The organism is Rahnella woolbedingensis (genome assembly GCF_003602095.1).
GTDB lineage: Bacteria > Pseudomonadota > Gammaproteobacteria > Enterobacterales > Enterobacteriaceae > Rahnella > Rahnella woolbedingensis.
Genome location: NZ_RAHH01000026.1, coordinates 23,418 through 48,237, shown reverse-complemented (window position 1 = coordinate 48,237; position 24,820 = coordinate 23,418). Strand labels below are relative to the sequence as shown.

The window sequence follows — 24,820 nt, the reverse complement described above, 5'->3', positions numbered from 1 at the left end:
TTTGAAAACCAGACTCAGCGTGATCATGCGACCAAGAGATACCTTCTCATGTTAGAAAAACTATTTAAGTTAAAAGCTCACCGTACTAACGTGCGGACTGAGATTGTGGCAGGACTGACTACATTTTTAGCAATGGCTTATATTCTGTTTGTTAACCCGTCTATTTTGGGCGCGACGGGGATGGATAAAGGCTCTGTATTTGTGGCAACTTGTCTTGCTGCCGCAATCGGTTCCGCACTGATGGGCTTTATCGCCAACTACCCGATCGCACTGGCGCCGGGCATGGGTTTAAACGCTTTCTTCACCTATACGGTTGTCCTGCATATGGGTTACACCTGGCAGATAGCGCTGGGTGCGGTTTTCCTCTCGGCCTGTATTTTCTTTGCGTTATCCATCTTTAAAATCCGCGAATGGATTATCCGCAGTATTCCGCTGCCGCTGCGTTCGGCAATTGCGGCGGGTATTGGTTTGTTCCTGGCGCTGATTGCGCTGGAAAACGCCGGTATCGTCGTGGCTAACCCGGCTACGCTGGTAGGTCTGGGCGACCTGACCAAGCCTGGTCCGTTGTTCGCCATGCTGGGCTTTATTCTGATTGTGGTGCTGGAAGCGCGTAAAATTACCGGTGCGGTACTGATCGGCGTTCTGGCCGTGACCGTTCTGGCTATTGCTCTGGGCTATTCGCCGTTTGGCGGCGTGATGTCTATGCCACCTTCAATTGCGCCGACCTTCATGCAACTCGACATCAAAGGCGCATTCAACGTTTCGCTGATTAGCGTGGTATTCGCGTTCCTGTTCGTGGATGTGTTCGACAACTCCGGTACCCTGATTGGCGTGACCAAGCGTGCAGGGCTGGCGGATGAAGACGGCAATATCCCGAAAATGGGCCGTGCGCTGGTGGCTGACAGCGCCGCTGCGTTGTTCGGTTCGCTGCTGGGGACGTCAACAACTACCAGTTATATCGAATCTGCTGCGGGCGTGAGTGCCGGTGGTCGTACCGGTCTGACGGCGATTGTGGTGGCTATCCTGTTCCTGCTGAGCCTGTTCTTCGCTCCGCTGGCGGGCAGTGTTCCGGCATTTGCGACCGCTCCGGCTCTGCTGTTTATCGCCGTGCTGATGACTTCTGGTCTGGCAGAAATCGACTGGAAAGACATTACCGTTGCTGCGCCGGTGACCGTCACTGCGCTGACCATGCCGTTCACATACTCCATCGCAAACGGCATTGCATTCGGTTTCATTACCTGGACGCTGGCCAAATTGCTAACCGGTCGTGCGCGTGAGCTGAATGCGGCGCTGGTTGTGCTGTCTATTCTGTTCGTGATTAAACTGGGCTGGCTGAGCGCGTAATTGGCAAAGTCTTTGAGAAAGGCGCGACCACTGAGTCGCGTTTTTTTTTGGGCCGGACGCCTGATTTCAGGTTGCGGATTTTCCCGCAGAGGGGTAGTTCTCAACGCGAATATCAAATTCGGTGAAAAGAGCGACAGGGCGTTTTTTAGCACCAAAAATTTCCATTTTCACAAACCCGCGATTTTCCAGAGTTTTCAGCGTTTTGGATAAATTACTTTTGTGACGTCCAGCCAGTGCGGCCAGTTCCGTAACGGTTTCTGGTTTTTGCTCGTGCATCAGACTCAGCAGCGCAATATTTTCCAGACTGAGGATCTGGGCGAGAGACGCCAGTGAGTTGTACCAAATCTTGGGTTCATTGGCCGCCGGTTTGTAGCTGCCGTTGAGTATTGCCAGCATGCGCTGGCGCACCATTGTTTCGGGCATTACGCCTATCCGTGCTTTCATTATGGCCTCTTTACGTCCCTGATGATTGAATCCGTTGCCTTCCAGAAATCGTTAAGTAGCTGGAAGGGCGATGTAAAAATATAGGGTTTGCCCTTGTGGCCGACAACCCTGATGGTAATGATCGTAGGTGACTGTTCTGCCGTTAAAAACGCCGCGTTTCCCGGAAATAACGGCATGACTGTTATCCATGCCATAAATCCGCTGATCGTGATGATCATGTAAGGTCAGATTGTAGCGAATACCCTGCGGTACAGTGGCCGTTCTCGGAACGCGCCGTGCCTCTATATTCCACCAGTAACCTGATTCGGTGTAATTAACCCAGCCATCTAATTCAAGTAAATGTTCGAGTCCTTTCTCATCATCAGCATCCATCTTACAATCCATGTGTTGTGAGGTGATCACAACCCTTTGCGCGAAATACAACCAGCACATTCCGGAGATAAATTGCCGTTTCTGGTCAAATTACACCAATAAAAAAAGCAGCCGAAGCTGCTTTTCTTGTAAATCAGGAAGCAATATCACGCTTCGCGATGCACCTGCAAACCGGCCAGAGACTGACTGACTGGCATCATCTCGATACTGTTGATGTTGACGTGCTCAGGCAGGGTTGACACCCAGAATACGGATTCGGCGACGTCGGTCGCGGTGAGCGGGTTAGTATTGTCGTAGGTTTTGCTGACTTTCTCATCGTCGCCTTTGAAACGCACGTTAGAGAACTCTGTTCCGCCGCACAAGCCCGGTTCGATATTGGTCACACGTACGTGGGTGCCGTGCAGGTCGGTGCGCAGATTCAGGCTGAACTGACGAACGAACGCCTTGGTTGCGCCGTAGACATTACCACCGGCATAAGGCCAGTTGCCTGCGGTTGAACCGATATTGATCACGTGACCGGTATTACGCCCGACCATGCCCGGCAGTACCGCGCGGGTCATGTACACCAGACCTTTGGTGTTGGTGTCGATCATCTTGTCCCAGTCTTCCAGCGACGCTTTGTCGGCTTTTTCCATGCCGAGCGCAAGACCCGCGTTATTGACCAGCACGTCGATGTTGCGCCAGTCAGCAGGCAGGCTGTCGAGAGCATCCTGAATGGAAGCACGATTAGTGACGTCCAGTTCGACAGGGTAAAGCGCCTCTCCCAGCTCGGCTTTCAGGTCATCAAGACGCTCTTTGCGGCGGCCGGATGCAATCACTTTATGGCCTTCTTTAACAAATCTACGTGCGATTTCTGCACCAAATCCGGCGGTAGCGCCGGTTACAAAAATAATCATCCCGGTATTCCTCTGTTTTTAGCAAGGTGCGCACAGGGCGCACAAAAGAAACTCTGTAAGTATTAACACAAAAATAACGAGACCGGCATGATCAACCGGTCTCAGTGCGTATCATTTTGTTGCGATTACTTCTTCAGATAAGGCGCGATCAGCGATAAATCTGCGGCAGAAAGACGGTCAGGGGCGGTCTGCGCCTGATGCCAGTAAGGGTACAACAAAGGTAACTGGCTGACTTTATTAAGTCTTTCAATTTCTTCGTTATTGAGTTTTAAATCAGCGGCGAGAAGATTGTCCTGCAACTGTGCGTCGTTACGTGCACCGACAATCACTGAGGTCACCTGCGGACGCGCAATCAGCCACGCCAGCGCAATCTGCGCCGCCGATACCCCACGGGCTTCGGCGATTTCCACCAGCACGTCGACCACATCGTACAATGCGCTTTCATCGCGCACCGGCGGTTCGCCCCATTCAGCCAGATGACGCGTGCCTTCCGGCGCCGCCTGATTACGGCGATATTTACCGGAAAGCAGACCGCCAGCCAGCGGACTCCACACCAGCACGCCAAGCCCCTGATCTTGCGCCACCGGCAGCAATTCATATTCCGCTTCACGTGCCTGTAAGGTGTAATGGATTTGCTGACTAACCGGGCGGATATAATGGTTGGCCTGCGACACGCCCAGCGTTTTCATGATATGCCAGGCGGAAAAATTCGAGACACCGACATAACGCACTTTACCGCTGGAAACCAGGTCATCCAGCGCGCGCAGAGTCTCTTCGAGCGGCGTCAGACCGTCCCATTCATGCAACTGGTACAAATCCAGATAATCGGTGTTCAGTCGTTTCAGGCTGGCTTCACAGGCACGCAGAATGTGGTGGCGGGATGAACCTCGATCATTCGGACCTTCACCCATGGGGAAGCGGGCTTTACTGGCGACCAGCACATCGTGGCGTTTACTGCCCAGCGCCTTGCCCAGAATAACTTCGGACTCACCACCGGAATAAACGTCGGCGGTATCGAACAGATTAATTCCGGCGTCGAGACATAAGCCAATCTGGCGCTCTGCGGCACTGACGTCAGTTTGTCCGGTTTTAGCGAATTTCCCCTGACCACCAAACGTCATGGTGCCCAGGCTGAGAACTGAAACTTTCAGACCAGAATGGCCTAACAAGCGGTATTCCATGGTATTTCTCCATTTTTCGGAAACGTGATTTCAGTCTGACCGCGCCTTTATTTTTCCGGCACAGCCGGTCGGGTTACAGATTCTTTTTTACGTCGTATTTCATCGCCTGCGGTTTTATCGAGCGTCAGGCTGTCGAGCGTACCTGCCAGCGAAAACAGACCAATGATGATGAATGCAATATGAAAAACATCAGTCTGAAGTGTGTCGCTGGCCGGTAAAAAATGTCCGGCAATGCGCAGGGAGAGCGCGCCAATGGCGATCCCCAGGCCGGTGGAAAGCTGCTGTGCGGTGTTAAAAAGCGTATTCGCCCCCGCCATCTGTTCGGCGGGAACCTGCGAGAATGCCAGCGTATTCAGCGCAGTAAACTGCATTGAACGGCTCATGCCACTGGCGAATAACAGCAGAAGCGTCAGCGCCGTTGGCACTTCTGGCGTGAGTAACGCACAGGCAAAAATAGTTGCGGAATTGATCAGACCGTTCGCCAGCATAATCGACTTAAAGCGGTAGCGGTGCAAAATTGCCGAGGTAAACGGCTTCATCGCCAGATTTCCGGCAAAGACCGACAGCACCAGCAGACCTGCGTCAAATGCACTCATGCCATAGCCCAGCTGGAACATCAGCGGCAGCAAAAACGGCAGGGCGCCGATGGCTATACGAAACAGTGAACCACCATAAATAGTGACCGCGTAACTTTTTATTTTCATCGCCACTAGCGGCAGCAACGGACAGGCGGCACGTTTCGAATGCCAGACAGCCAGCGCACCGAGGATCAGCGCGGCGCTGACCATTGAGACGGGTTTCCAGTCGATATTGCCCTGATTGAACATATCCAGCCCGAAAATCAGCCCGAGACAGGCCGCACCGGTCAGCACAAAACCGGTGATATCAAATGGCACCCCTTTTTCGCCAGGGATCTGCGGAATAAGCCTTCGGGCAAATAACAGCGCGACAATGCCCAGCGGGACGTTGAGGATAAAAATCCAGTGCCAGGAGGCATAAGTGGTAATGAAACCACCAAGCGGCGGCCCGAGGATTGGCGCCACCAGTCCCGGCCAGGTAATGGTGGCGATGGCCCGGATCAAGTCCGATTTTTGAGTGTTTTTAAGCACCACTAAACGCCCGACCGGCACCATCAGCGCACCGGCAAAACCCTGCAACATGCGCGCAGCGGTAAAAGTGCCGAGACTGACGCTGGCGGAACACAGCACCGAAGCGAGAGTGAAGAGAACCAGCGCCAGCGAGAACACATTGCGCGTACCAAATCGGTTAGCAATCCATCCGCTGGCAGGAATAAATACGGTGAGCGTCAGAATATAGGCCGAAACACCGATATTCATATCCACCGGATGCACGCCGAAATCTTTTGCCATCTGCGGCAGCGCCGTGACAATCACCGTGGCGTCGAGGTTTTCCATAAAGAAAGCCCCGGCGACCAGCAGCGGTAACGCGGAACCCGGTGGAAGAGAGAATTTTTTGTTTGAGAAGAAGCTCATAGAAGGTAAGCGCGCTAATGAAACAGGCAAAGTCTGAGCATAGCGCATTGGAGGGAGGCGTCAATGGTTTAGCATCTCCCCCGGAGAGGGGGAGATTAAAGGCGGGGAAACTAAACTTCAGCCAGCCTTTCCCCCGTTTGTGAATCGAACAGATGAATCGCTTCGCTGTTGGCTTCCAGATACAGCGGCTGATCGGCGCCGACATGGGCGCGTCCGGCGAACTGGACATGCAGCGGGAAACCGCTCCAGTCGATGTGCAGCAGGCTGCTTTCGCCGGTGACTTCCAGCAAGCGCAATGTGGCTGCCGGTTGTGTGCTGTGTGCCACCGGTCTGATATCGTGCGGGCGCAGGCCGAGTGTCACCGGCTGTCCTTCTGCGTGACGCGCCTGTAGCGCCCATTTTTCCGGCAGAGCGAACCACAACTGATTGCAGGTCACGCCCGGCTGACCGTCAATATTCTGGAAAACGCCGCTGAGCAGATTCATGGGCGGCGAGCCGATAAACCGCGCCACAAAGGTATTGACCGGTTTATCGTAAATCGACAGCGGATCACCCTGTTGCACGATAAACCCGTCTTTCATCACCACGATGTTATCTGCCAGCGTCATCGCCTCGACCTGATCGTGCGTCACGTACACCGTAGTGGTGCGAAACTGCTGATGCAGGGATTTGATTTCTGCCCGCAATTCCATACGCAGCTGGGCATCGAGGTTGGAAAGCGGTTCATCGAACAGAAACACTTTCGGATTACGCACCAGCGCACGGCCCATCGCCACACGCTGACGCTGACCGCCGGACAAATCTTTCGGCAGGCGTTTCAGCAAATGATCAATCCCCAGCACTTTTGCGGCCTGTTGCACTTTCGCCTGTTGTTCGGCTTTCGGCACTTTTTTAACCTGCATGTGGAACGCCATGTTTTCGGCGACCGTCAGGTGCGGGTACAACGCGTAGCTCTGAAACACCATCGCGATATCACGATCGGCAGGGTCGAAATTATTGATCTGCTGTTTGTCGAGCAGGATATCGCCATCAGACAGCGACTCCAGCCCGGCCAGCAAACGCAGCAGGGTCGATTTACCGCAGCCCGAAGGCCCCACCAGCACGGTGAAACTGCCGTCAGGGATGGTCAGATCCAGCGGTTTCAGCACCTGCACTTTGCCATAATGTTTGGCGACTTTTACCAGTTCTACCAGAGCCATTCAGATTTTCTCCACAAGGCCAAAAAGCGATTGCCAGTCAGGATAACGGCGCGGGGAACTGCTGATCGCACAACCGGCGACGCGCACTCCCCACTGCAGCGCCGTGGCAGGCGGCAGGCCATAAATCAGCGCGGATAAAAATCCGGCATTAAAACTGTCCCCGGCACCGATGGTATCCACGATATCCACCGGTTCGGCGTTTTGTTGCAGCGTCAGGTTTTTCGCCCAGAGACGCGCGCCATCCGGGCCGCATTTCGCCACGCAAAAGGCATTCTCCGCCATTTGTCCGAGCAAACTCATCGCGGCAGAATCCAGCGTTTCTGCGTTAGCCAGCCCGAGTGTTTCCACTTCATTGAGCAACAGCGCATCGCAGAAAGGCAGCCAGTTTGCCGCCTGCTGACGCAGTTCATCGCTCCAGTCTTGCGGCGGCCAGCCGCTGTCGATAGCCACCTGATAACCCCGCTGTTTCAGCGCAGCCAGCAGTTGCGGGTATTGCACATAAAGCGCGGTACACAGCCAGGTGCCGCACAGTAATACCCAGTCGCCGGATTGCGCCGTTTCAGGGATTTGCGCCAGCACGTCCTGCATGGATAAACGAACGATGTGCCCCTGATTGCTGAAAAACGTCCGCTCGTGATCGGGATGCGTTACGCCGAAGGTCAGCGAGGTTTCGTAATCGCAGGTCGGCCACAGCGCTGCGCTTTCCGGGAACATGCCCGCCAGCCAGTCGCTGAACTGGTCGTTGCCCTGATTGGCCACCAGCCGAAAGGGTGATTTAAGCGCGGAAAGCGCCAGCGCGCAGTTTCCGGCAGAGCCACCGGGGCGCAGTGAGCTGCTTTCGAGCATCGCTTCAGTGCCTTTTTTCGGCCATTCATGCAGCGTACTCATGATCAAATCCACGTTGATATTACCCACCACGTACAGCGTGGCGCGGGTTTCCGGTCGGGTTGTCATTGATGAGGTTTCCCTGATGTTCATAATCAGCCCTTGCTGCCGCCGGCGGTTAACCCGCTGACCAGCGTTTTTTGCAGCCAGAGCGCAATAAAGAGCGGCGGAATAGCCGCCAGAATGCCGACGGCGGCAATCAGCCCGTCATCGGTGGCGCGCCCGGCGGTGAAACCGGCGATAGTCACCGGCAGCGTCTGGGCGTTGATATTGTTGGTAAACAGCAATGCGTAGAAAAACTCATCCCAGGCCAGCAACCAGCCGAACATCGCGGAAGCGCCAAGCGCCGGTTTTGCCAGCGGCAATGTGATGCGCAGCAATACCTGCCAGTAACGCAGCCCGTCGAGTCGCGAAGCCTGTTCGATATCCACCGGCAGCGCATCGAACTGGTTTTTCAGCATCCAGGTCAGGAACGGCAAAATCATCGAGCAATACACCAGAATCAGCCCGATATGCGTGTTCAGCAGGGTCAGTTTTTCCAGAATGAAGTACAGCGGCAGAACGAAAGCCACCGGCGGCACCATGTAAATGGCCAGACTGCCAAACAGCCAGCCGTCGCGGCCGGGATAGCGGGAAAAACTGTAGGCAGCCGGAATGGCCAGCAACAGTGAAATCACCGTCGCACCACAAGCCACCAGCAGGCTGTTGCCGAGTGCGTGCAAAAACAGTGCGCCGGGCTGACCGGCCTGCAACGTCAGCAGGCTGGCGTAACGGCTGAAATCCCAGTGACGCGGCAACCACTCGAGCGGAATGCGGGTCAGATCTTCCGCTGAGCTGACGCTCATCAGGAACATCCATAACAGCGGTGCCAGAATCGAAACCGCCAGAACCAGTGCGGCGAAATAGCGTAAAACGAGCCGGATTTTTTGTTTCATTCGGCGCTCCCTGAACGACGCTGGCGCAATAACATCACCATATAAACCAGAATAAGCAGGGCACAAATCAGCGTCATGAGAATGGCGTAAGCCGCGCCGCTCCCTGCGCGCAGATAGCTGAAGGATTCCTGATAGACAAAAAAACTGACGGTTTTTGTGCTGTCGAGGGGGCCACCGCGGGTCATCACGTAAATGATGTCGAAGACTTTAAACGCGTCGATGGTGCGCAGGATCAGGGCCACGGCCAACGGTGCAGCAATGGCCGGCAAGGTGATTTTGTGAAAACGCCGGAATGCCGATGCGCCATCAAGCCGTGCCGCTTCGAACAAATCCTCCGGAATGGTTTGCAGCGCCGCCAGTACCAGCAGGGTGATCAGCGGGTAGTTTTTCCAGATATCAGCAAACATCACCGCATTAATGGCAGAAGACGGATCCCCCAGCCAGCTGCGGTAGGTATCAATCAGCCCGAGCTGAGAAAGCAGGGCGTTGATGCTACCGTAATCCGGATTGAAGTTCAGCCGCCACATGGTGGCGTTGACGATAGTCGGCAGTGCCCAGGGTAAAATCACCAGCACACGCAGGGCGCTGCGTCCCCAAAATTGCTGGTTGAGCAGCAGCGCAACCAGCACGCCGATAAAGCCTTCGATAATGACGGAAACCACGGTGAAATAGAGCGTACGCCAGAGAGCGGCGCGAAAATCAGGATCCGTCAGGGCATAGATAAAATTATCGCTGCCCACCCAGTTGGGCGCAGAACCATCACCAATCAGACCTGCATCGGTAAAGCTGAGCCACAGCGTGCGGGCGAGCGGCCAGGCTGTCAGCAAAAACATCATCAGCAGCATGGGTGCCAGAAGCAGCCACGCCTGACGGCGCTCGCGTTGGGGTAAAGTCAGCATTCAGTTTTCCCAAGCCCGTCCGGCCGAAACCGGGCGGGCTTAATTGTAGTGTTGGCTTTAAAGAAATTAACGTAAACGGTCAGCGGCGGTTGTTGCGGCTTCCATACCGTCTTTTGCCGGAGTTTTACCCTGCAATACCGCCTGAATGTTTTGCTGCAAAATGTTGGACAGACGCGAGTAATCGGCCGTCACCGGGCGCGACAACATCACGTTCAGCGAGGTTTTCGCCGCCGCGATCAACTGCTCCTGATCTTTCTGCACCGCCGGATCTTCATAAGAAGATTTCCAGATTGGCAGGCTCAGTTTGGCGTATTTGTTCTGCACCGGCTGCGAGGTCATATAGCTGATGTATTCCCAGGCCTGATCCGGATGCGCACTGGCTTTGGCGATGCCCAGACCCATCGAGCCGTTGACGCCGGAAGCGCCCCCTGCGGTTTCACCCGGAGCCGGTACCACGCCCACCTCACCGGCCACTTTGCTCTGTTTCGGATCGTTGGCCATGTTGTACATGTAGGTCCAGTTCAGCGCGAAAGCGGCATCGCCGTTGGAGAAGGACTTACGCACGTCTTCTTCCAGATACTCACGGGAGTTCGGGTTGGTCAGCCCTTTATCCAGCGTCTCTTTCATGTAATTAATGGCCTTCATGGCGCCGGAATTGGTGAAGTTCAGCTTGCCGTCTTTGTAGAAATCCCCCTTGAACGCAGAAACCAGCGTGGTGTAGTCGCACAGTAACGCTTCGGACTGAGACCAGCTCCAGACCAGCGGGTATTTCACGATGCCTTTTTCTTTGAGGATCTCAGATTGCTTCTCGACGTCAGCCCAGGTGGCAGGCGGGGTGGTGATCCCGGCTTTCGCCAGCATGGCTTTGTTGTAATAAAGATATTTGGTGTCGAGGATCCACGGCATGCCCCAGCGTTTGTCTTTGTAGGTCACGGTAGAAATCGCGCCGTCAAAAATTTTGCTGCTTTCATCAGCAGGAATACGCGCCGTCACGTCCTGCAGCAGGCCGTATTTGTTGAATTCAGCCGGCCAGATGGCATCGAATAAAACCACGTCATAGCCTTTGTCACCGGCACCGCGCGCGGCAACGATTTTGTCGTGCAGCGCTTCGTACGGAACAAATTCCAGATTCACTTTGATATCCGGATGCTGCTTAGTGAAATCAGCCGTCATGGCGCGGATATCGGCTTCACTGTACGCCGCCTGCGTCATGAACAGGGCACTGAGCGTAGTTTCTGCCAGTGCATTGACGGAATATCCCAGGGTCAGGGCAGAGAGGGCGCACAGGGTGGCCGCAGGGGTAAGTCGTAGGCTCATCATCATTCTCCGAAACAGGGTTAAGTTTATTAAATCAATTTGATTGCTTTAATCGGCTAAAAAAATGGGATACCTCCTGGGTAACCCTGCGTCCCTGCCGGATGATTACTTTGCTACCGGGTCTTAATGTGGATCTCAAAACAACTGAAAGCGAATAGTGACTGGCGATTATTATTAACATACCAATAACATCGAAAGCTGTGATGCGACCGCCATATTCATATTATGTTAATTATAAAATCAATTTGATTGCTGTATTCAGTGCCAGCATACTGCCAGCAGGTTTCCCGTGGGGTATCAGCCGTGATAACAACTTCTGGCACTAATCTTGAGCACGCCCGTGCTCACAATCGTCGGGTGGTGATTGAAGCCATTCGCCTCAATGGTGAACTCACCCGTGCCGAAATTGCCCGGCTGACGTCACTGACTCCGCAAACCGTTTCCAACATTGCCACCGAACTCGAGCAGGCAGGAATTTTATCTTCCCACCTGCCGCGACGTGCGGGAGGGCGTGGTCAACCAGCAACGCCACTGACACTCAATCCTGACAGCGCCTATTCCATCGGCATCCATCTTGATCATCAGTCGCTGCTGATTGTGCTGGTAGATCTGACCGGAACCGTTCGCTTTCGCAAACTGATCCATGTGCAGAAACCTCAGCCAGAGCCCACGCTGGCCCTTATCAATCAGGTTTTGCAAGAAATGCGCCAACAGGTGAAAATCGACTGGCGAAAAATTCTGGGTGTTGGCGTGGTGATGCCGGGGCCGTTTGGTGTGGAAGGGATTTCTTCACAAGGCCCGACTACGCTGCACGGCTGGGATCACGTTGATATTGAAGCCCGTTTAAGCGCTGCGACCGGCTGGCCGGTCACGCTGGAAAACGATGCGACCGTCGCCGCGATAGGCGAACGTTTTCACGGCGTGGCCAAGCAATTATCGTCCTTTGTGTATCTGTATATCGGCACCGGACTTGGTGCAGGCATCTTCACCGACGGGCGAATTTATACCGGTCATGCACACAATGCGGGCGAGGTCGGCCACATTGTGGTGCAACCGGGCGGACGCGAATGCTATTGCGGCAACAAAGGCTGCCTGGAACGCTATGTTTCTTTGCAGGCGGCATACGAAGCCTGCGGCCTGGATCCGATGTCTGCGATGCCGGAAGATCTGCTGAATGTCGATGAAAAACTGTTCGACAGCTGGCTGGATACCGCCGTTGAGCCGGCGTTGCAGGCCATCAATATCATGGAATGTGTGTTCGATGCGCAGAGCGTGGTGATAGGTGGCACCATGCCTAAGCCATTGGTGGAAAAGCTGATTCAGCGCCTGACGCCGCTCTACAACTCGGTACGTAGTCGTTACGCGCAGAGTGCCCGTATTCGTCTGGGCATGTCCGGCAGTGATACGGCGGCACTCGGTGCGGCAGCGCTGCCTATCTTCGATGAGTTCAATCCGCAGTATGAAGTGTTACTGAAATAAACTCAGCACAGTTTTGTTGTATTTATTTAAATTTCCCTAATCCGGTATTATTTGTTTTTATCAAAGTTTATTATTTAGAAAATATGAAAGATATCGAATAGGGATGAGTGCGGCACCATTTCAATGTGGTTTGATTTAGTGCCAGTTCAGTACGGATTTTTTCATATTAAAAGCTTTAAAAAGGTGAAGTTGTAAATTTTCTCTTTAATTCGTAAATTTCCATACGTGCAGAACTGACAGAGAGGTAATGAGTGGAAATAAATTTCTGACATTTTAACAATGCCATATTAGGTACATGTTTATTCGTTGTTTCAAACTCGCCATGATTGGGGTCAAAAATCCTGTACCGACCATCCTCAATTGCCAGCCCTATCATGTGACCATTCAGGTGTTCGGCATCCGGGAACAGGCCCAGACAAAAGAAACCCGCGCTTACTGCGCGAAGGTGAAAACTTAAATCCTGGGCTTTAGAATTACAGATAAGTGTTGAAGTAAAACTATCGCTTTTTAATGCAAGAGGAAGTTCTTTTTTTACTTCATAATGAAGATCGAAACTGCGTTGCCTTGATGTGAAATCCTCAGCATGTCGATAACGTATACCCGATTGCCGCTGCCCTGAAATTTCACGCCTTAGCCATTCGATAACCATGCCAGCGCACAGGCCATCTCTAATATCAGGGTCAATAGTTAAATTATGCTCTTGTAATATTTTGTTTTGGTCAATTGCGAAGTTACGTTTCAATTTCAGCTCCAGCTATTCATGTAATAAATAAGATGGCATGTATTATTCACGCAATAATTTGTAGTGAGCATTTTATCATGAATAATAAAGCGCCAATTATTATTTGTAGTACTTCTTTTACTAAATAGTTATATAAATTTATGTTTTAATAATTTTTAGATGGTTAGACCAACTGGTTGAACTATCTGGTCAGATTTGGCATGCGATTTGCTTTTATCTTATCAAGATAAATATTTTAGATAAGGTCAATGCCATGAGTCAGATCATCACCCGCGCGGTTCGCGGCAATTTCTTCGATATCCGTGAGCCGGTTTTACGGCCGGAAGATTTTGAAGCGCAGGTGCGTTATATCGAAGATGGCCTGATGCTGCTCAGCGGCGGGCATATCGTCTGGCTGGGCAGTTGGCAGGAAGGGGAAGGCAGACTGGCACTGGCACAAAAAACCGCCGGTCTGGAAATCGATGATTTTCGCGACAAACTGATCGTGCCCGGTTTTGTCGATACGCATATCCACTATCCGCAAACTGAAATGATCGGCGCTTACGGTGAACAACTGCTCGAGTGGCTGACCCGTTATACCTTCCCGACTGAACAACAATATCACTGCGCCGATTATTCAAAGCGCATGTCTAAATTCTTCCTCGATCAGTTGTTACTCAACGGCACCACCACGGCGCTGGTGTTTGGCACCGTGCATCCTGAATCTGTCGATGCGCTGTTTAAAGAAGCGGCCGACATCAATATGCGGCTGGTGGCAGGCAAAGTGATGATGGATAAAAATGCCCCCGACGCCTTGCTGGAAACCCCTGATGAAAGCGAACGTGACACGCGCGCGCTGATTGCGCGCTGGCACAACCGTCAACGTCTGAGCTACGCGCTGACGCCGCGCTTTGCGCCGACCTCCTCCCCGGAACTGCTGCAAAAAGTGCGGCTGCTGAAACAGGAATTCCCCGACGTTTACATGCATACCCATCTGAGCGAGAACGTCGCCGAGTTGTCATGGGTGAAAGAAATGCACCCTGAACATCAGCATTATCTCGACGTTTATCATCAGTACGGCCTGACCGGCGAGCGCTGTGTGTTTGCGCATTGTCTGCATCTGGATGACAGCGAATGGGATTGCCTGCATGACACCGATTCGACCATTGCTTTTTGCCCGACATCCAACCTGTTTCTCGGCAGCGGCCTGTTCAATTTGCAAAAATCCTGGCACAAGCAGGTTCGTGTCGGTATGGGCACTGACGTCGGTGCCGGCACCACGTTCAATATGCTGGAAACCCTGTCGGAAGCTTACAAAGTCGGGCAGCTTCAGCGCTACCGTTTATCCGCTTTCGAAGCCTTCTATCACGCCACATTGGGCGGTGCGCGCGCGCTGCATCTTGACGACAAAATTGGTAATTTCAACACCGGTAAAGAGGCTGATTTCGTGGTGCTTGAGCCGGGCGTCAGTGCGCTGCAAAAGCTGCGTGCCACTAACAGCAAAACGCTGGCGGAAAAACTGTTTGTGCTGATGACCCTCGGTGACGACCGCAATGTTTACAGCACGTATGTGGACGGTGAACAGGTCTATGCACGCGATGCTTTGCAGGGGGAACGTCCGGCATGATGAACAATGAAACAGGCGGCAAAGTTCGCGTAGCACGCGAGCGCACGCTGGAAAACATCCACGCTGCTGCTATTGCGGAATTCAGTGAAAAGGGCTTTCAGGGCGCCACGACGCAGGCTATTGCCCGGCGTGCGGGGATCAAAAAAGCCCAGCTGCATTATTACATCGCCGGTAAAGAAGAACTTTACGAAGAACTCTTGCAGAAAGTGCTGAAAGTCTGGGGGGACATCATTGAGTTTGATCCGTCACTCAGTGAGCCGGAAGCCGTGCTGAGCCGCTATATCCGTAACAAACTCAACTTCAGTTTCGATCAGCCGGAGCTGTCACGCATTTTTACCAGCGAAGTGCTCGGTGGTGGTCACTATCTTCACAAATACTGGCCGCAGGCCTCGCAGAATATTGTCGGCAAAGAAAACCTGATCCATCAGTGGATTGTGCAGGGGAAAATCCGCGCGCTGGATGCCCGTCTGTTCATCATGCATATCTGGGCGGTGACGCAGTATTACGCCGATTTCGCGGTGCAGGTGAAACACATGTACGGCAATTTCGAAGGCGATGAGCAGGCGCGCGAACACATCATTGATGAAGTCACCACGCTGATTCTGAACGGCTGTAAGAAAGGAGACTGCGCATGATCCAATTTCTGATGAACGGCAGGATCCAGACGGTAAATCTGCCAGCCGATACTACCGTTTTACAATATCTGCGCCGGGATGCCGGGCGATGCGGCACCAAAGAAGGCTGCGCCTCCGGTGACTGCGGTGCCTGCACGGTGGTGCTGGCTGAACCGGAGGGCGATGCGCTGAGCTATCGCACCGTCAACGCCTGTCTGACGTTTATGCCCGCGCTGCAGGGTAAACAGCTGATCACGGTGGAGGATCTTAAGCATCGCGGCGAACTGCATCACGTACAGCAGGCGATGGTGGATAATCACGCCTCGCAATGCGGTTTCTGCACGCCGGGATTTGTGATGTCGTTGTTTACACTGGAAAAACAGCAGCAGCCTTTCAGCGTGGCACATATTCGGCACGCACTTTCCGGTAATCTTTGCCGCTGCACCGGTTATCGGCCGATCATGGATGCGGCAAAAGCCATCTGTGAAGCGCCGCAGCCGGATCAGTTTGATGGTGACGCGCAGCAAACTCTGGAAAAACTAAAGACGATTTCTGCCACCGGACAACCGGTTACTATTGATGAGCTGGCCGAACGTTATCTTACCGAGCCTGATTCCCGTCTGGTGGCGGGGGGCACCGATCTGGCGCTGGAAGTCACGCAGCGTTATCAGTCAATCCCGAAGCTCATTTCTCTGAGCCATATTCCCAAACTCAAAGCCATTACGCTGACCGGTCAGGCTATTCACATTGGCGCGGCGGCAACTCTGAGCGCGTGTCTGCCGGTTTTACGTGATGAATTCCCCGAATTCGGCGAACTGCTGGAACGCTTTGCCTCACAACAAATCCGTAATCAGGGTACGTTGGGCGGTAACATCGCCAACGCTTCGCCTATCGGTGACGGCGGCCCTGTCTTGCTGGCGCTGGGGGCGACACTGTTGCTGCGGCGTGGCGCTGAACAGCGCGAATTACCGCTCGATCAGTTCTTCCTCGGCTACCGCAAAACGGCGTTGCAGCCGGGCGAATTTATCGAACAAATCCTTATTCCGCGCAACGCTTCTCCGGCGCGCCAGTTGCGGATATACAAAGTGTCGAAACGTCTGGAAGACGATATTTCTGCCGTCTGCGCTGCTTTGCATATCGAAGTGCAAAACGGTGTTGTGATCCATGCCCGCGTGGCATTTGGTGGTATGGCGGAAGTGGCGAAACGGGCCAGTTGCTGCGAAGCACAGTTACTCGGACAACCGTGGCAAACGGCGACGGTCGAGCGTGCCTGTCAGGCGCTGGAAATGGATTTCACACCGATCAGCGACTTTCGTGCCAGCCGCGAATACCGCATGCAGGTGGCGAAAAATCTGCTGCGTCGCTGCCATATCGAAATGACTTCTCCGGAAACACTGATGCGGGTAACTCACTATGTCTGAATCCAAACCGGCTCTTTCTCAGACTGAGATGGAAACTCTGTTCAGGGCGGGGCTGCAAAGCGGCGTCGGTAAAAGCCAGAAACATGAAAGCGCCGATAAACACGTCAGCGGCGAAGCGGTGTATATCGATGACCGGCTGGAATTCCCCAATCAGCTGCATCTGGTGCCGCTGCTCAGCCCGCATGCTCATGCCGACATTTTGCATATCGATACCGAACCTTGTTATGCCGTGCCGGGCGTGGTGCGGGTGATGACTGCTGAAGATGTGCCGGGCAATTTGGACATTGCGCCGCTGACTCACGGTGATCCGCTGATGGCGCAGGGCACTGTGCACTATGTCGGGCAGATTGTGCTGGTGGTAGCAGCAACGTCCATGGAAGCCGCCCGTGCCGCAGTGGCGCTGGCGAAAGTAGAGTATCTGCCGCGTGATGCGGTGCTGACTGTGAAACAGGCGCTGGCGCTGGAACATTACGTGGAAGAGCCGCATCAGCATAAACGCGGCGATGCTGAAATGGCGCTGGCCTGTGCGCCGCACCGTTTGCAGGGCGCACTGGAAATCGGCGGGCAGGAGCATTTTTATCTTGAGACGCAGATTGCCTCGGTGATGCCAGGTGAGGACGGCGCGATGCTGGTGTACAGCTCGACACAACATCCGACAGAAGTGCAAAAGCTGGTTGCGTCGGTGCTCGGTTTGCCGATGCACAAAGTGGTGGTCGATATGCGCCGCATGGGCGGTGGTTTTGGCGGCAAAGAAACGCAGGCAGCAGGCACGGCTTGCCTTGCTGCACTGGCCGCGCATCTGACCGGCCGTCCGGCGAAAATGCGGCTGGCGCGTCAGGACGATATGCTGATCACCGGTAAACGCCATCCGTTCCATGTCAGTTATGACGTGGGGTTTAATGATGACGGTATCATTCACGGCATCGACATTAAACTGGCGGCTAACTGCGGTTATTCGCTGGATCTCTCTGGTTCGATCGTCGACCGGGCGATGTTCCATTCCGATAATGCCTATTACCTCGGCGACGCGCTGATCACCGGCTACCGCTGCAAAACCAATATGGCATCGAATACCGCTTATCGCGGATTTGGTGGCCCGCAGGGGATTGTGGCGATTGAGCACATCGTCGATCACATCGCCCGCGAACTGGGGATGGATCCGCTGACGGTGCGTAAAAACAATTATTACGGTCAGGAAAGCCGTAACGTGACCCATTACCACCAGCCGGTCGGGCAAAATCTGTTGCAGGAAATGACGCAACAGCTGGAAGACAGCGCTCAATACACCGCCAGACGTGACGCTGTCACTGAATTTAACCGCATCCATCCTTATCTGAAAAAGGGACTGGCGCTGACACCGGTGAAATTCGGCATTTCCTTCACCGCCAGCTTTCTCAATCAGGCGGGCGCGCTGGTTCTGGTGTACACCGACGGTAGTATTCAGCTCAACCACGGCGGCACCGAAATGGGACAGGGTCTGAACACCAAAGTGGCACAGGTCGTGGCGCAAGTGTTTCAGGTGGATATCAGCCGCATTCAGATCACCGCCACCGATACCGGCAAAGTGCCGAATACTTCGCCGACTGCCGCCTCCAGCGGTGCGGATCTCAACGGAAAAGCGGCGCAAAACGCGGCTGAAATCATCAAAGGGCGCATGATTGAAATGCTGATTCGTGTTCACGATGCGCAGGAAAATGAAATCGCCTTCAGCAACGGTCAGGTGCGGGTTAAAAATCAGTATTTCAGTTTTGAACAGGTCGCTACGCAGTGCTGGCTGAATCAGGTGCCGCTTTCCAGCACCGGTTATTACAAAACGCCGAAGATTTTCTACGATCGCAGCAAAGCAGCCGGACATCCTTTTTATTATTTCTCCTACGGTGCGGCCTGCGCGGAAGTGCTGGTGGACACCCTGACCGGTGAATACAAACTGCTGCGTGCGGACATCCTGCACGACGTCGGCGATTCACTGAATCCGGCAATTGATATCGGCCAGGTGGAAGGCGGATTTGTACAAGGCATGGGCTGGCTGACCACTGAAGAACTGGTGTGGAATGACAAAGGACGCCTGATGACCAGCGGTCCTGCGGCATACAAAATCCCTGCAATTGGCGATATACCGCAGGATTTACGCGTAAAACTGGTGGAGAACCGCAAGAACCCGGAAGACACCGTTTTCCATTCCAAAGCCGTCGGCGAACCGCCGTTTATGCTCGGTATTTCGGTCTGGTGTGCGATTAAAGATGCCGTTGCCAGCCTGGCTGATTACCGGGTTCATCCGCATATCGATGCGCCCGCGACGCCGGAAAGAGTGCTTAACGCAGTGAATCAGCTGCATTTTTCAGATGACGTTGTCACTTATGATTCTTCCAAACACGTTAAAGTCACCGGCTAACGGAGGTTCACATGCGTACTGATGACTGGATAACCCGTCTGCACGACCTGCAACAGCGCGGCGAGCCCTGCGTGGTGGCGACGCTGGTGGATAATCAGGGGTCCACGCCGCGGGATGCGGGTAGCAAGATGCTGGTCACCGCCAGTCAGCAATTTTTTACGCTTGGCGGCGGTAATCTGGAGTTTCAGGTCACCGCGATGGCGCGTGAAATGTTGAAGCGGGTAGCGAAAACGTCCCGTTTCGAACGATTTTCGTTAGGCGCCCGACTTGGGCAATGTTGCGGCGGAATGGCATCAGTCCTGCTTGAGCCGTTGGGACAACCGCAGCCGCATGTGGTTATCTATGGCGCGGGACATGTCGGTCGGGCACTGGTGAATATTCTCAGCACATTGCCTTGCCGTATTACCTGGGTGGATGCGCGCGCCAGTGAGTTTCCTGCACAGGTGGATCCGCAAATTACCTGCATCGTTGATGAGGAGCCGGAAGGCACCGTGGCGCAAATGCCTGCTGACAGCTACTTCATGGTATTGACGCACGATCATCAGCTGGATTTCGCCCTGAGTGAGCGCATCCTGAAACGCGGCGATTTCCGCTATTTCGGGCTCATTGGTTCTGATACCAAGCGTAAACGCTTTGACTATCGCTTATCCGGCAAAGGAATTGCAGATGAACAACTGGCAAGAATGCGATGCCCGGTCGGGCTGCCCGATGTGCGGGGCAAACTCCCGGCAGAAATCGCCGTGGCAATTGCCGGAGAGTTTATTGCCGCTTACGGGGCGCACAGCCTGAAGGTCAGCTGAGTTTTTTAAATTCAAAGGTGCCGCCGAGCGCAACGGCATACCGGCTTACGGTATTGAGCGTGGGGCAAGCGACACCGTTTTCAAAACGACTGATGTTTTGCTTCTTCATTCCGGTACGTTTTGCAATGTCTTCCTGTGTCAGAGATTCTGCAATTCGCATGGCCTTAAGATCGGCAACCATCTTTTTATGCATTTTGTGGGCGGCGTAAGCAGCGACAAATTCAGGATCCTTCATTGCTTCGGCTTTAACGACGCTGAAGGGGATCAGTTCATAGTTGTTATCATCGTCTTTCATGCTTCATTCCTTTTGATAGTTTTCATACGTTTTACAGCCAGTTCTAAATCGTGGGAAGGCGTCTTGTCGGTCTTTTTATGCAGTATATGGACGACGTAAATACGCCGACCCTTCATAAAAAAGTAAAACGCTCTGCCCAGACTATCCCGGCTGGTAACACGAATCTCACGTAATCCATTTCCAACGTATCTGACCAATGGCTCTTTCAGATCTGCCCCGTAGTTCTCAAGTTCTTCAAGAGCATCAACGACAGCTGCATAGAGAGTCATAGGTAATTTAAGCAATGTTTTCTGAGCACAGGACAACAGGGTTACGTCGTACACAATCGCTTTCCTTGCGGTGGATTATGATTACTCTTTGTTCAAATGAAAAGTAATCATTTATGATTCTTTTTAAACGGGAAGCAGTGTCACGTTTTCTGCTGCTTCCTCCCATTCGTGTCATCACGAGCCGGCATTTTGTCTCTCTTTATCGCTGTAATCTGAATGACGGTGTTTTCCTTCGCGACGTCTCGCAAAAAATAATTTCCTGAAACTACGGGCATACCAAACCTTCGCAAGCCGTTCATAAAACAGTCACAAAACCGCAGTAATTTGTTTCCTCATCGAACTGGCCAGTGCCGAAATGAGGAAACCTCCGACGCATGTCTGCTATCCAGATTTCCCACCTGAGTAAATCCTTCACCACCCAGCCGGTGTTAAATGATGTTTCATTGCATATTCGCCACGGCGAGTTCGTGGCAGTGCTCGGGCCATCCGGCTGTGGAAAAACGACCCTACTGCGCACGATTGCCGGATTTGAGCCGGTCAACAGCGGCACGATCACCGTGGGGGACCGCCTGTTTTCATCGCCTGACATTCATGTGGCGCCGGAAAAACGTGAGCTGGGGATCGTGTTTCAGAATTACGCGCTGTGGCCGCACATGTCAGTTGAAGAGAACGTGGCCTATAGCCTGAAAGTGGCGGGTGTGGATCGCAACGAACGACGCACGCGCACGCAGGATGCGCTGACGCTGGTCGGATTAGGTGATTATGCGACGCGTCGCCCGTCAGATTTGTCCGGTGGACAGCGGCAGCGTGTGGCACTGGCCCGTTGTCTGGTGACACGCCCCGGTGTGGTACTGCTGGATGAGCCGCTGGCGAATCTCGATGTGCATTTGCGTGCGGCGATGGAAGAGGAGTTCAGCCGTTTTCATCAGCATACCGGTGCGACCTTGCTCTATATCACACACGATCAGCAGGAAGCGATGGCGATTGCCGACCGCGTGGTGGTGATGAACGAGGGCAAGGTGATGCAGTTCGCTACGCCGCAAACGTTGTACCGTGAACCGGCTAACGCCATGGTCGCGACCTTTATCGATGACGGACGTGTTATTCCGGCACAAAACATCCGGCTGGCAGAAAGCGGTATTGCTCTGGCAGAGGTTTTAGGGTTGCTTGTCCGGTTGCGGGCATCGCCTGATCAGCAGGCTGTTGGCCGTGCAGGGGTGTGTGTTCATGCCGCTGGCTTACGCTTTGCACAACCTGGTGAGCAGGGTATCGCTGCGCAGATCACGCGGGTGATTTATCGTGGCGGCTATCACCAGATTGACGTTGCACCTCACAACGCTCCTGAACTGCGTTTATCACTACATTCCCCGGCGGAAAAATCATGGCATATTGGTGACAATGTCACCTTTACTATTGCCGACGGATGGATAATTCCTCAGTAAATTTCATTTCTTTAAGACAGGGCTATGCACATGTTTAACAGAATAAAATTATCTTCCCGCGCGCTGACTTTGACTCTGACTATGGCACTGGCAATAGCGGTTCCGGTATTCGCTGCGGATACTGTATCAGGCAAGCTGGTGGTGTACACCTCGCAGGCACCGGAAATTGCACAACAGACGATTGATGCATTTAAAGCGGCTTACCCGGATATTCAGGTGGAATGGACGCGTAACGGCACCACGCAGTTAATGAATGTCTTGCAGACGGAAATGATGGCCGGGGATGTGAAAGCCGATGTGTTGCTGGTAGCGGATTCCATCAATCTTGGTGCGCTAAAAAAAGACGGCAAACTCATGGCTTATGCCGATGCGCCGGTGGGGAACATCAGCCCGAATTTTTATGACAAAGATAAAACCTGGTTTGGTACCAAAATCATTGCCACGGTGATTGCGTATAACACTAAAAATGCTAAACCTGTCGACAGCTGGATGGCGCTGACCGATCCGCAAAACAAAGGCCAGGTGGCGGTGCCAAGCCCGTTATATTCCGGTGCGGCGTTATATCATCTGCATACGGCGATTAACACGCCAGACATTGGCTGGGCGTTTTATCAGAAACTGGCGGCAAACGGCATTGCACCGGAAGGTGGGAACGGTCCGGCACTGAAAGCCGTTGCCAGCGGGATGGCGAAATACGGCGTGATCACCGACGCGGATATTATCCGTGCCAAAAAGCAGGGCTCGCCGATTGACCTGGTGTATCCGAAAGAAGGGGCTTCATTTGTGACTGAACCGGTCGCGATTCTTTCCGGTGCGCACAATGTGCCAGCGGCAAAAGCGTTCGTTGACTTCATGTTATCACCTCAGGGTCAGCAACTGGTGGCGAAGCAGGGCAACCGTCCGATTGATGCCAGCGTCGCCGCACCAGAAGGTTTTGCACCGATGGATTCAATTAAACTGCTGACCCTCGATTCGGATAAAGCGGTGGCTGATGACCAGGCTGTTCGCGCAAAATTCACTGAAATCTTTGGCGGCTGACACGACTAAGGACGGGCCAATGAGCGTGATGAGTGAAATCCAGCGCCGCGCCGCCTCTTCACGCCGCGGGTGGCCGGGCAGTGAAAAAGTGGTGCTCTGGGGGCTGACGCTGCTGATAGGAATATTATCGATAGCCCCTCTGACACGGCTGGTGTGGGCAGCGGTTGCACCTGAAGGCGTACCGGACATCACGCGGTTAACCCATCTGCTGGGCACCCGGAAAGTGGTGACCGCCACGCTGAATACGCTGACGATTGCCATCGTTTCTACACTACTGGCCATGTTGCTCGGCACAATTGCGGCGCTGCTGATTGCGCTGACTAATCTGCGTGGCAAACAGGCGTGGGTATTTACGTTTATTTTGCCACTGATGATCCCACCGCAAGTCACGGCGCTGGCCTGGGTACAGGCGCTTTCACCTTTGAGTCCGGTTTTGCAATTTCTCAGACTCAGTTTACCCGCCGGTTCACCTTCGCCGCTGTATTCGCTAGAGGGCATCATTATCTTGCTCGGCCTGCATAACGCGCCGCTGGTCTTTCTGATGGTTCGCGCCGGACTGCGCAGGCTCCCGGCTGAACTGGTGGAAGCGGCACGCAGCGGGGGAGCAAAACCGTGGCGGGTGCTGTTTACCGTGATTTTACCGCTGGTACGTCCGGCTATTTTTGCTGGCGTGGCGCTGTCTTTTGTCACCTCAGCGGGCAATTTCGGTATTCAGGCGATGCTGGGCATTCCGGGGCGGGTCCCGACACTTATCACCCTGGTATATCAGCAACTCAACAGCGTGGGCGCATCGTCACTGGCGGATATGGCGGTGCTTTCTTTACTGATTGCAACGATTACGCTTGCAGGTCTGATGTTCAGCCGCTGGCTGGGCGGGCGTTATGATGTGCGGGTCACCGGTACGCCGCGGGCTCTGCATCAGTCAATGGGTCGCTGGCGGTTGCCGGTGGAGATTATTGTGTGGGCATGGATGTTGCTGACACTCATCCTGCCGCTTTGCGCATTGCTGACCACTTCCCTGACGACAGGTTTTGGTCAGGCGCTGACGATACAAAGCCTGACGCTGAGCAATTATGCCAATGCCTTGTTTGGTTATCCGGCTATCCGCAATGCCTTTATGACCAGCCTGGGGCTGACCGTGATGACAGCGGTGATACTGACCATCGCCTCGTTGTTTCTGGCCTATTTCCTCAGCTGGCAACGCACGCGGCTGGTGCGTATTTTGCAGTTATCCACGGAACTGGCCTATGCACTGCCGGGGATTGTGACGGGGATTGCAGCGATACTGTTTTTCCTCAGACCACTGCCGCTGCTGCATATCAGCCTGTACGGCACTGTCTGGATCATTCTGGCGGCTTATCTTTCTAATTTTATGGCGCTGGTATTGCGTCCGACGCTGGCCGGATTCGCCCAGATTGAACGCTCGCTTGATGAAGCCGCGCAAATCTTTGGTGCCGGATTTCTGCGAAGAATGCGCGATATCCTGATGCCGCTGGCTGCACCTTCCGCGATGGCTGGCACAATTTTGGTCTTTCTCACCGCACTCAACGAAATTCAGGTGTCTATTTTACTGGTGACTTCCGGGACACAAACCCTCGGGCCGATGATTGTATTTCTGGATGAGGGCGGCTCGTCGACGCTGGCCGCTGCGGTGGGTTGCCTGATGATTGGTGTGGTACTGGGGTTTATGTTGCTGGCCTCGCTGTTTGCGCGCCGGCTTCCTGAAGGCGTATTGCCGTGGCGGGTCTGAATCGTAA

The 24,820-nt window shown here is 53.7% G+C and carries 23 protein-coding genes; 10 read left to right on the top strand and 13 right to left on the bottom strand.

The window, feature by feature from the left end; translation table 11 throughout:
* Window positions 1-48: 48 nt before the first annotated feature.
* Window positions 49-1,344, top strand: a complete 1,296-nt coding sequence (locus D6C13_RS19565) for an NCS2 family permease (RefSeq protein ID WP_120134339.1) — start codon at window positions 49-51, stop codon at window positions 1,342-1,344.
* Window positions 1,345-1,410: 66 nt separating this feature from the next.
* Here the strand turns inward: D6C13_RS19565 and D6C13_RS19560 are convergent, their stop codons facing one another.
* From D6C13_RS19560 to D6C13_RS19515, 10 genes are all read right to left on the bottom strand, one after another.
* On the bottom strand, window positions 1,411-1,788 hold the full coding sequence (locus D6C13_RS19560; RefSeq protein WP_120134338.1) for an HVO_A0114 family putative DNA-binding protein: 378 nt from the start codon (window positions 1,786-1,788) through the stop codon (window positions 1,411-1,413).
* A gap of 51 nt (window positions 1,789-1,839) precedes the next feature.
* Window positions 1,840-2,160 (bottom strand): hypothetical protein, encoded by a 321-nt coding sequence (locus D6C13_RS19555; RefSeq protein ID WP_208642914.1) that lies wholly within the window; start codon window positions 2,158-2,160, stop codon window positions 1,840-1,842.
* 146 nt (window positions 2,161-2,306) lie between these two features.
* On the bottom strand, window positions 2,307-3,056 hold the full coding sequence (gene ydfG / locus D6C13_RS19550; RefSeq protein ID WP_120134337.1) for a bifunctional NADP-dependent 3-hydroxy acid dehydrogenase/3-hydroxypropionate dehydrogenase YdfG: 750 nt from the start codon (window positions 3,054-3,056) through the stop codon (window positions 2,307-2,309).
* A gap of 125 nt (window positions 3,057-3,181) precedes the next feature.
* Window positions 3,182-4,237 (bottom strand): aldo/keto reductase, encoded by a 1,056-nt coding sequence (locus D6C13_RS19545; RefSeq protein WP_120134336.1) that lies wholly within the window; start codon window positions 4,235-4,237, stop codon window positions 3,182-3,184.
* Window positions 4,238-4,284: 47 nt separating this feature from the next.
* Window positions 4,285-5,730: an MFS transporter gene (locus D6C13_RS19540; protein ID WP_244212725.1), complete on the bottom strand. Its 1,446-nt coding sequence runs from the start codon at window positions 5,728-5,730 to the stop codon at window positions 4,285-4,287.
* A gap of 110 nt (window positions 5,731-5,840) precedes the next feature.
* Complete coding sequence (locus tag D6C13_RS19535; protein ID WP_120134334.1) at window positions 5,841-6,929, bottom strand: ABC transporter ATP-binding protein; 1,089 nt, start codon at window positions 6,927-6,929, stop codon at window positions 5,841-5,843.
* Entirely contained in the window at window positions 6,930-7,883 is a 954-nt protein-coding gene (locus tag D6C13_RS19530; RefSeq protein ID WP_120134333.1) for a carbohydrate kinase family protein, read from the bottom strand.
* Between the two features lie 26 nt (window positions 7,884-7,909).
* On the bottom strand, window positions 7,910-8,749 hold the full coding sequence (locus tag D6C13_RS19525; protein ID WP_120134332.1) for a carbohydrate ABC transporter permease: 840 nt from the start codon (window positions 8,747-8,749) through the stop codon (window positions 7,910-7,912).
* The gene (locus tag D6C13_RS19520) at window positions 8,746-9,648 is read right to left on the bottom strand and encodes a carbohydrate ABC transporter permease (protein ID WP_120134331.1); all 903 of its coding nucleotides are present in this window, start codon (window positions 9,646-9,648) and stop codon (window positions 8,746-8,748) included. Before D6C13_RS19520 ends, D6C13_RS19525 begins: the two co-directional genes overlap by 4 nt.
* A gap of 66 nt (window positions 9,649-9,714) precedes the next feature.
* A complete protein-coding gene (locus D6C13_RS19515) occupies window positions 9,715-10,965 on the bottom strand; it encodes an extracellular solute-binding protein (protein ID WP_120134330.1) in 1,251 nt (416 codons plus the stop codon).
* A gap of 306 nt (window positions 10,966-11,271) precedes the next feature.
* On the opposite strand from D6C13_RS19515, the gene D6C13_RS19510 reads away from it, so the two are divergent.
* A complete protein-coding gene (locus D6C13_RS19510) occupies window positions 11,272-12,444 on the top strand; it encodes an ROK family transcriptional regulator (RefSeq protein ID WP_208642915.1) in 1,173 nt (390 codons plus the stop codon).
* A gap of 175 nt (window positions 12,445-12,619) precedes the next feature.
* Here D6C13_RS19510 and D6C13_RS19505 read toward each other — a convergent pair whose 3' ends face one another.
* Entirely contained in the window at window positions 12,620-13,186 is a 567-nt protein-coding gene (locus tag D6C13_RS19505; RefSeq protein WP_120134328.1) for a hypothetical protein, read from the bottom strand.
* A 253-nt stretch (window positions 13,187-13,439) separates the two neighbouring features.
* Between D6C13_RS19505 and guaD the strand changes: the two genes are divergently transcribed.
* Genes guaD through xdhC form a run of 5 tightly spaced genes read left to right on the top strand, consistent with a single transcriptional unit; the run spans window position 13,440 to window position 20,019 of the window.
* Window positions 13,440-14,792, top strand: coding sequence for a guanine deaminase (gene guaD, locus D6C13_RS19500; RefSeq protein WP_120134327.1), 1,353 nt, complete (start codon window positions 13,440-13,442; stop codon window positions 14,790-14,792).
* Window positions 14,789-15,427 (top strand): TetR family transcriptional regulator C-terminal domain-containing protein, encoded by a 639-nt coding sequence (locus D6C13_RS19495; RefSeq protein WP_120134326.1) that lies wholly within the window; start codon window positions 14,789-14,791, stop codon window positions 15,425-15,427. Before guaD ends, D6C13_RS19495 begins: the two co-directional genes overlap by 4 nt.
* A complete protein-coding gene (xdhA, locus tag D6C13_RS19490; protein WP_120134325.1) occupies window positions 15,424-16,827 on the top strand; it encodes a xanthine dehydrogenase small subunit in 1,404 nt (467 codons plus the stop codon). The genes D6C13_RS19495 and xdhA overlap by 4 nt, the downstream gene beginning before the upstream one ends.
* Window positions 16,820-19,219, top strand: coding sequence for a xanthine dehydrogenase molybdopterin binding subunit (xdhB, locus tag D6C13_RS19485; RefSeq protein ID WP_120134324.1), 2,400 nt, complete (start codon window positions 16,820-16,822; stop codon window positions 19,217-19,219). The genes xdhA and xdhB overlap by 8 nt, the downstream gene beginning before the upstream one ends.
* Window positions 19,220-19,230: 11 nt before the next feature.
* On the top strand, window positions 19,231-20,019 hold the full coding sequence (xdhC, locus tag D6C13_RS19480) for a xanthine dehydrogenase accessory protein XdhC (RefSeq protein WP_120134323.1): 789 nt from the start codon (window positions 19,231-19,233) through the stop codon (window positions 20,017-20,019).
* Here the strand turns inward: xdhC and D6C13_RS19475 are convergent.
* Both D6C13_RS19475 and D6C13_RS19470 read right to left on the bottom strand, forming a co-directional pair.
* The gene (locus D6C13_RS19475) at window positions 20,012-20,314 is read right to left on the bottom strand and encodes a helix-turn-helix domain-containing protein (RefSeq protein ID WP_120134322.1); all 303 of its coding nucleotides are present in this window, start codon (window positions 20,312-20,314) and stop codon (window positions 20,012-20,014) included. The two genes, xdhC and D6C13_RS19475, sit on opposite strands and share 8 nt — an antisense overlap.
* The gene (locus D6C13_RS19470; protein WP_120134321.1) at window positions 20,311-20,637 is read right to left on the bottom strand and encodes a type II toxin-antitoxin system RelE/ParE family toxin; all 327 of its coding nucleotides are present in this window, start codon (window positions 20,635-20,637) and stop codon (window positions 20,311-20,313) included. The genes D6C13_RS19475 and D6C13_RS19470 overlap by 4 nt, the downstream gene beginning before the upstream one ends.
* Before the next feature lie 320 nt (window positions 20,638-20,957).
* On the opposite strand from D6C13_RS19470, the gene D6C13_RS19465 reads away from it, so the two are divergent.
* The 3 genes from D6C13_RS19465 (at window position 20,958) to D6C13_RS19455 (ending at window position 24,813) form a co-directional block, all read left to right on the top strand.
* Window positions 20,958-22,025 carry an ABC transporter ATP-binding protein gene (locus tag D6C13_RS19465; RefSeq protein ID WP_120134320.1) on the top strand — a complete coding sequence of 356 codons (1,068 nt, stop codon included), beginning with the start codon at window positions 20,958-20,960 and terminating at the stop codon, window positions 22,023-22,025.
* An 81-nt stretch (window positions 22,026-22,106) separates the two neighbouring features.
* Window positions 22,107-23,063, top strand: a complete 957-nt coding sequence (locus D6C13_RS19460) for an ABC transporter substrate-binding protein (RefSeq protein WP_244212726.1) — start codon at window positions 22,107-22,109, stop codon at window positions 23,061-23,063.
* Window positions 23,064-23,082: 19 nt separating this feature from the next.
* Complete coding sequence (locus D6C13_RS19455; RefSeq protein ID WP_120134318.1) at window positions 23,083-24,813, top strand: ABC transporter permease; 1,731 nt, start codon at window positions 23,083-23,085, stop codon at window positions 24,811-24,813.
* Window positions 24,814-24,820: the final 7 nt, after the last annotated feature.